This window comes from bacterium, from assembly GCA_024226335.1.
Taxonomy (GTDB): domain Bacteria; phylum Myxococcota_A; class UBA9160; order SZUA-336; family SZUA-336; genus JAAELY01.
The window spans coordinates 48,118-55,530 of the sequence record JAAELY010000522.1 but is presented as its reverse complement, the minus strand read 5'-3'; the positions used below and the strand labels follow the sequence as shown (position 1 = coordinate 55,530).

8 protein-coding genes are annotated in these 7,413 nt (G+C 62.1%); 3 read left to right on the top strand and 5 right to left on the bottom strand.

The genetic code is table 11. The features are described 5' to 3' along the window. From GY725_25435 to GY725_25415, 5 genes are all read right to left on the bottom strand, one after another. On the bottom strand, window positions 1-827 hold an 827-nt coding region (locus GY725_25435; protein ID MCP4007537.1), incomplete at its 3' end, for a ferritin-like domain-containing protein. Window positions 828-839: 12 nt separating this feature from the next. Next, window positions 840-1,925: a hypothetical protein gene (locus GY725_25430; GenBank protein ID MCP4007536.1), complete on the bottom strand. Its 1,086-nt coding sequence runs from the start codon at window positions 1,923-1,925 to the stop codon at window positions 840-842. Beyond that, window positions 1,925-2,347 carry a hypothetical protein gene (locus GY725_25425; protein MCP4007535.1) on the bottom strand — a complete coding sequence of 141 codons (423 nt, stop codon included), beginning with the start codon at window positions 2,345-2,347 and terminating at the stop codon, window positions 1,925-1,927. Before GY725_25425 ends, GY725_25430 begins: the two co-directional genes overlap by 1 nt. A gap of 177 nt (window positions 2,348-2,524) precedes the next feature. Beyond that, a complete protein-coding gene (locus GY725_25420; GenBank protein MCP4007534.1) occupies window positions 2,525-3,253 on the bottom strand; it encodes a FadR family transcriptional regulator in 729 nt (242 codons plus the stop codon). A 78-nt stretch (window positions 3,254-3,331) separates the two neighbouring features. After that, the gene (locus GY725_25415; protein MCP4007533.1) at window positions 3,332-4,099 is read right to left on the bottom strand and encodes an SDR family oxidoreductase; all 768 of its coding nucleotides are present in this window, start codon (window positions 4,097-4,099) and stop codon (window positions 3,332-3,334) included. 127 nt (window positions 4,100-4,226) lie between these two features. Here GY725_25415 and GY725_25410 point away from each other — a divergent pair, with 127 nt between their 5' ends. Genes GY725_25410 through GY725_25400 form a run of 3 tightly spaced genes read left to right on the top strand, consistent with a single transcriptional unit; the run spans window position 4,227 to window position 7,409 of the window. After that, complete coding sequence (locus GY725_25410) at window positions 4,227-5,438, top strand: acyl-CoA dehydrogenase (GenBank protein ID MCP4007532.1); 1,212 nt, start codon at window positions 4,227-4,229, stop codon at window positions 5,436-5,438. A 10-nt stretch (window positions 5,439-5,448) separates the two neighbouring features. After that, window positions 5,449-6,936, top strand: a complete 1,488-nt coding sequence (locus GY725_25405; protein ID MCP4007531.1) for a hypothetical protein — start codon at window positions 5,449-5,451, stop codon at window positions 6,934-6,936. Beyond that, window positions 6,936-7,409, top strand: coding sequence for a MaoC family dehydratase (locus GY725_25400; GenBank protein ID MCP4007530.1), 474 nt, complete (start codon window positions 6,936-6,938; stop codon window positions 7,407-7,409). The genes GY725_25405 and GY725_25400 overlap by 1 nt, the downstream gene beginning before the upstream one ends. The last annotated feature ends 4 nt before the right edge of the window (window positions 7,410-7,413 follow it).

Genomic DNA, 7,413 nt, shown 5'->3' with positions numbered 1-7,413 from the left:
TTGAGGTGCTGGAGGCCATACGAGACGTGGCGGGCTTCGTCCTGCATGACGAGCTGGAACATCCGCTTGTCGACGGGTGTCGGCGAGATGAACTCGCTGAAGCGGAACATCGTCAGAATATTCCCCTCGGCGAGCAAGTGCATGAAAGCGCTCGCCTCGCTGTACGTATCGCACTCGAGGATCGCCTTGAGTGAGTGTTCGGCTTGCGGGCTCCCCTGCATCAGACCGACACCGCCGGCCAGCGCTCGCTTGCGGAAGACCTCCGCGTGACGCGCCTCATCCATCGCCTGCCCCGCGATGAAACCCTTGACCTCGTGAAATTGATTGTTCATCCGCCAGCACCACTTCGCGGGTAGATCCGTCGCAATCATTTCGACTTCTGTGAACATGGTGCAGAGCTGTGCGAATGCGATCTCGACCTCTTCGGGCACTTCGTATTTGTCGAGGTCGGCCCAGAGAACGTCGGTCGTCGCGTCCCACTGGCGGCTTACGGATTCCTCGTAGAACGAGGCAACCTTGTAGGCCCACACGTCACTCTTGCGATTGAGCTCGGGCCCCAGATCAGCCTGGTTGTCGACGTCGTAGCTCGCGCCTCGTGGGGCGACACCGCGCGGGCCGCGCGGGATCTCCTGAAGATCGTCATAACCGTAACTACCTTTGTTCAGATCCAGATAGGTGAGCCCGCGCTTCTTGCTGGCCGCGTTGACCTCGATCTGCTCGGTGCCGGTCTTCATCCATTCGAGATCGAGGTTGCCCTTGCGGATGTCCTTCATGCGCAGCACGAAATCGTCATCCACCAGATAGTCGGTCGACCCGTAATAACTCATGCTTTCTCCTGTCTAGCTTTCGAGTAGTTTCAGGAAGCCCTGAAGTGGACTGCGGTCTCGGCGCTCGCCGAGTCCTGCGACGGCGCAGCGTTCGAAGTACTCTTCTGCAGCCTTGCGGTAGAAGGCGGCGACGGGCTCGACGCCGCCCGAGAGTACGATCAGTGGCTCGATCAGTTCCCGCGAGCCGAGGTAGCCGATGAGCCCGTTCTCGACGAGATCGAGGTGGTCATTGGTGATTTCGACCTCGGCCGGACGAGTCCGAACGAGTTGGCGAATGTGGTCGACGCCGTACGCGACGAAGCGCGAGGCGTCCTGCACCAGGCGGGTTCCGAGATAAGTGTCGGCGGCGTTCGACGACAAGGACTCGAAACGCCTCCCGAGGCTTTGAACGAACGAAAACAGCGTGATGTTCAGCGCTGCCGACGCCAGCGGGAAGGTCTCCGATTCCATCACGATCTTGAGCAGTTCGCCGAGTTCCCGAGAATCGTGCCCCAACGCGCCCCGGCCGTAGAGTGCACGCTTGCGGAAGGCCTCGGCCAGCCGCGAAGCGTCGAACATCTGCGCGCACATCCAGTATTTGATCTCGTGGAACTCCTGGTTCATCAACCAGACCCAACGGGAGGGCACGTCCGCTGAGACGAGGCTGATCGAGATCAAACTCGTGCACAGCTGGCGGATCGCTCTGTCCTGTTCGGGGCTGAACACCGTCTCATCGAGCACAGCCCAAGGGACGTCGTGAGCCGGCGCCCAGCGTCGAGACTTGCTCTCCTCGTACAGCACCGTCGCAGAGTCGGCCCAGACATCGCTCTTTCGGTTGACGCGGTAGCCGAGCGACGGCAAGCCTTCGGACAGGGTGCTGCCGCGCGGAGCCATCGAAAAGTTGTGCCGGACGATCTCCGGTATCGCCCCGGGCCCGTAATGCGGATCGTCGTTGATGTCGTCGAGTGTGAGACCGCGCCGCGCCTGTTTGGGACGGGCGGTCATCGGGTGTGGACGGTCCTTCATCCACTCCAGATTGAGGTCGCCGCTCATGACCCGCATGACTTCGGCGATCAGGTTGGTGTCTTGCGAAAAATCTTTCGGTCCGATGTACGCCATCAGCCTAGCCCCACATCGAGGTGTTGGGCCTCGTCCAGGAACTCCTGGATGGTCGCCATGAAGCGATAGAGTCGATCGTGGCCTTCCGGGTCTTCGTATTCGACCTTCATCACGTCGCCGATATGCGTCAGCGAATTGATCGTGTGCGCGGCATCCGCGCCCCCGTTCGCAACGACGGACTCGAACATCTCCTTCCACACCTCGACAGGCGCAGAGAGGACGAAGTCCAGCGAAGCCGGATCGCTCGCTTCATCGACCTCGGTGCATTCGTACACTTCAAATTCGATCCGATAGAGATCGCTGCCAACCCGAATGCCAAACGTAGTGTCGCAAACACCGAGTTTCTCGAAAACAGCTGCGTCGTCCTTCGTGCGCTGCTGCAGCGCCTTGAAGAACTCGAGGGACGGAAATCGAATGCTCATGTGGAATCTCCTCGGGGTCGTTTCGGACCCACTGCGCGGCCGTCGTGGCCGATCTCTTCTGGCGCTGGCCGCGTCCAAGCGGGCCTCGTAAGTAGTATCATAGTAATGGATGCCTTCCAATCGACGGTCCGTCCGCGATCCGGGTTCGCGAGACGGGTACTCGAGGAGCTGCCGCGGTCACGATTGGTCCGATTGAATCCATGCGACGGGTTGTTTCAAGGCATCTGGATGGATGCGCTCCCAGTAGCGCATTGCCGCGGCGAAAAGCTTCTCGGTAACCGCCCTCGCTTCTTCGCCATTGCCGGACTCGATCGCGCGAAGAATTTCCGCGCTACCCCGGACTCCGGCCCGGCGTTGTTTCGCATCGTGTTCGACTCCCGAGCTCTCAGACATCCTGTGCAGGGCATTGACGAGCAATCCGAGGACTGCATTTCCAGACGCGGCGGCGACGAGGTCTTGAAAGCGGCACAGCTCCTCGGTCAAGAGTTCCGTGTCGTCGATGACCAGGCGCATTCGGTCGATGCTCTGATGCAAGGTCTCGATGTCCTGATGCGTTGCATTTTCGGCGGCCTCACCGGCCAGCACGGGATAGATCGCTGTTCGGGCTTCGGAGACGGAGCGAAACGACGCATTGGCGAACTGAAGCTGAAGCGAAAGCACGCTCGCAAGATGGTCGGCGCCCGGGACGCTGACGACAGGTCCTCCGCCCGGTCCGGCCTTGATGCGCAATGCGCCTTGAAGCTCGAGGAATCGCAGCGCCTCGCGAACCGTTGCACGCGCGACACCCAATTTCTCGACCATCTTGTGTTCGGCCGCGAGTTTGGTGCCCGGCCGCAGCCGTCGGCGCCGGATCTCGTTGACGATCTTGCGCGCCACGCGAACGGCCGCGCGATCGGTTGTCTTCATTGCAGCCACTCTTTCATCCGATCGTTCCGTGTCGGATCGCTCTATCCGAGTCACGCTCAATCGAACTCATAGAGACTTCTAACGGCCCTCGACCCGATGCACCATTGACCACATCAGCCCGGGTACGAAGCGCCGGAGAATCTGGGCGAACTTCGTCGTGGCCGTCGGAAAGCAGAACGCCTTGCCCTTGGCGAGGTCCCGTTCGATTGCGTCGAGGACCTCACCCGGCTCGATCGGCTTGCCGCCCTGCTCGAGCATCTTGGGCTTCGAGGTCGCCTGCTCGAGCAGCGGGGTGGCCACCGGCGGTGGGCAGACGGCGATGATGCGCACACCCGTGTCCCGGTTCTCGTGGTAGAGAACCTCGCTGAAGGCCACCACCGCGAACTTCGCCGCGTTGTACGCGCCAAAGTGCAGAGTCGGACCCCAACCGGCAATCGAAGCGAAGTTGATCAGATCGCCGCGCCCGCGCTCGAGCATGCCCGGCAGGATGGCCTTGGCCACGTGGACCACGCCGTTGTAGTCGATCTCCATGACACGCAGTATCGTCTCCGTATCCTGTTCCATGAGCAGCCCGGTAGGCATGATGGCGGCCGCGTTGTAGACGCGATCAATGGGGCCGAGGCGGTTCTCGACCTCCTTCACCGTCGCGAGCACCGCTTCGCCGTCGGTGACGTCGAGGCGGAAGGTGTGAATGGCTTCGCGCGCCTGAGCGGTTTCGGCCAGCCCCGCCTCGTTGATATCGACGGCGGCGACCTTCGCTCCGGCGTCGGCCATGCGCTGTGCGGCAAGCCGCCCCATGCCGCTTCCGCCTCCCGTGACGAACACCACCTGATCTGCGAACGACATGACGTCTCCTAATCGTGGAAAGCTGCGAGAACCGACGTCCAATTAGTATCATAGTACTGGGACCCACTCAAGAATGGACCTATGGGCCACCTGGTTCCCGCCCGCCCGGAAGATCCGCCATGGGGTTATGCTCCTGTCATCCCTTCATTCAGTGCCGAATTGCAAGCGCGAGGGTCGACGGTTGGCGACAGATCAACAGATTGCAGACGACATGATCGATACGATCCGCCAATGGGTCGACCGCGAGGTCATCCCCAACGCGTCGGCTCTCGAACACGCCGACGAATTCCCTCAGCGCATGTTCGAGCAGATGTGTGAGTTCGGACTCTTCGGCGCGACGGTCGCACCCGAGCACGGTGGACTCGGCCTCGACGTCACGACCTATGCGCGCATCATCGAAGAGCTGTCGCGCGGTTGGATGTCTCTGGCGGGCCTGCTCAATACTCACAAGATCGCCGTCTCGATGATCAGCCGTTACGGCACCGAGGCGCAGCGCCAGGAGTTCCTGCCCAAGATGGTGGACGGATCCTACCGGGCGGCTTTCTCTCTATCGGAACCCGATGCGGGTAGCGACGCCCGCAACCTGCGCTGCAAGGCCGTGCGCGACGGTGCTCATTGGATCATCAACGGGACCAAGATGTGGGTCACCAACGGCAGCCGGGCCCGCCTAGTGATGCTCCTGGCCCGAACTTCCGACGACGGAATCACGTGTTTTCTCGTCGAGAAGAAACCGGGCCAGGCCTTTGAAGGCATCAGCGTTTCCAAAGAGATCGCGAAACTCGGTTACAAGGGAATCGAGACGGTCGAGATGGCCTATAGCGATCACAGAGTGCCCAACGCGCGCATACTCGGCGGCGACGAAGGCATCGGGAAAGGTCTGCGTTACGCACTGTCCGCGCTCGAAGTCGGACGCATCAATATCGCAGCTCGTGCGGTGGGGGTGGGCCAGGCTGCGTTTGACCGCGCCATGGACTACGCGCAGGAGCGGGAGGCCTTCGGCAAAAAGATCTTCGATCACCAGGCGATCCAGTTCAAGCTCGCCGAAATGGCCACCAAGCTTCGCGCGGCCCGGCTCATGACCTACGATGCGGCTCGGCGCTTCGATTCAGGAGCGCGTGTGGATCTCGAAGCCGGAATGGCCAAGCTCTTCGCGTCCGAAGCGGCGTTCGAAATCGCAACCGAGGCTTTGCGCATCCACGGGGGCAACGGCTACGCGAGTGAATACGACGTGGAGCGCTACTACCGCGACACACCGCTGATGATCATCGGAGAAGGCACCAGCGAGATCCAGAAGATGGTGATCGCCCGCAAGCTCCGCGAACGGGGTGGGCTCCGTTGAGGTCGCCATCTTGAAACCTCGAACCGAGCACTGGCAAGCCCTGTTCGAACCCGGGGGAATCGTCGTCGCCGGCGCGACGAGTCATCCGGGGAAATTCGGTTTCTCGGTTTATCACAACCTGAAGGCCATGGGTTTTGCCGGCGAGCTCTACGGAACCAATCTTTCTGCCGAGCCCGTGTTAGGCGATCCAACCTACACCAGCATCGATGAGTTGCCCGCCGCCGCGCGCGTAGATCTCGTGTTCTCAGGTGTTCCGCAACCCGCTGTCGAAGCCGTGCTGAGGCAGGCCGCAAACAGAGGAGCCCGTGCCGTCTTCATCGCGGGTGCCGGCTTTGCCGAAGCGGGCGCCAAAGGGGTCGCCGCACAGCGAGCCCTGGTCGAGCTGGCCGATGAACTCGATCTGCTCATCGTGGGACCGAACGGGCAAGGCATCATCTCGACCCCGGTATCGATGTGCGCCCAGATCGTTGCGCCCATGCCGCCGGCGGGCCACATTGGTATCGCCAGCCAATCGGGCGGCTTCATTTCGACCTTTGGAAACTACGCTCGCCAGTGTGGTATCGGGATCAGTCGGGCGGTCTCAGCCGGAAACTGCGCTCAGATCGGGGTAGCGGATTGTCTCGACTACTTTGTCGATGATCCAGAGACTCACGTTGGCCTCGTGTATCTCGAAGACGTTCAAGACTCCGACGATCTGGTGCGGCGGCTCGCACGGGCGAACGAGTGCATGCCGGTGGTCGTGGTGCGCAGCGGCGGTTCGCGAATCGGCCCGCGTGCGGTCTCCGCGCACACGGGTTCGACGGCAACGGGTCCGGGCTTCGACGATGCCCTGCGACGCGCAGGCGTGACGATTGCGCCATCGATTCCAGAAGCCTGGGATGCGGCCGCGGGATTCGCGACGCAACCTCTGCCCGCGGGTCCACGTACCGCGGTGTTCAGCACGGCCGGTGGCTGGGCGATCCAGACGGCCGAGGCCATCGAGCGCAGTGAATTGGAACTCGTTGAACTTCCGAACGATCTGCGAGAGACGATCGACGGGCACATCCCGCCCCGCTGGAGTCGGCACAACCCGATCGATCTCGCCGGTGGCGAGACCCGGGACACGATCCCCGATCTGATGGAAGTCGTCGCTGCACATCCCGAGATCGACGCCATCATCTACCTGGGCCTCGGAATCCAATCGAACCAGGCCGCTCTTCTGGCGGCCGGTCCCTTCCACGCCGATCCCGGACTCGAGCGCATCGTGGCCTACCACGAACGTCAAGACACCCGCTTCGCAACAGCGGCCTCCGACGCTTCGGCGAAACACCACAAACCCATCCTCACGGCAACGGAGCTCGCGATCACGAACCCTGAAAATCCGGGACCGACCACGGTGCGGGCCACTGGCCGGATGTGTTACGCATCGGGCAATGCGGCCGTGACGACACTGGAGCACCTGTGGCGCGACTCCCGCTTCCGTCGCAATCGGGCTCGCAACTCCGGGGAATCAGACTGATGGCCACGCGCGAAAACTACGGACGCTACTACGAGGACTTTCGAGTCGGCGAGGTGATCGAGCACTGGCCCGGGCGCACGATCACCGAAGCGGACAACCTGCAGTTCGCACTGCTCACCATGAATCAGCACCCTCTCCACATCGATGCCGCCTACGCTGCACAGACGGAGTTCGGCCAGAGGCTCGTGGTGGGACCGCTCGTATTCAGCGTCGTCGTAGGAATGACGGTGGCCGATATCAGTGGCAAGGCCATCGCGAATCTCGCCTACGAGAACATCGACCACGTCGGCCCGACCTTCCACGGCGACACGCTGTATGCCGTGACCGAGATCCTGGAGGCGCGCAAATCGAAGAGCCGGCCCGATCAGGGCATCGTTCGCGTCGAAACCCTCGGACGCAACCAGCACGGTGAAATCGCGATTCGTTTCCGGCGCAGCGTGCTGGTTCCGTGCCGACCCAAAGCGTCGGGCTAGCCTT

Coding starts and splice junctions, on each gene's coding strand:
- GY725_25420 (MCP4007534.1), bottom strand. CDS start 3,253: ATGAAGACAACCGATCGCGCGGCCGTTCGCGTGGCGCGCAAGATCGTC.
- GY725_25410 (MCP4007532.1), top strand. CDS start 4,227: ATGCTCCTGTCATCCCTTCATTCAGTGCCGAATTGCAAGCGCGAGGGT.
- GY725_25430 (MCP4007536.1), bottom strand. CDS start 1,925: ATGGCGTACATCGGACCGAAAGATTTTTCGCAAGACACCAACCTGATC.
- GY725_25425 (MCP4007535.1), bottom strand. CDS start 2,347: ATGAGCATTCGATTTCCGTCCCTCGAGTTCTTCAAGGCGCTGCAGCAG.
- GY725_25400 (MCP4007530.1), top strand. CDS start 6,936: ATGGCCACGCGCGAAAACTACGGACGCTACTACGAGGACTTTCGAGTC.
- GY725_25415 (MCP4007533.1), bottom strand. CDS start 4,099: ATGTCGTTCGCAGATCAGGTGGTGTTCGTCACGGGAGGCGGAAGCGGC.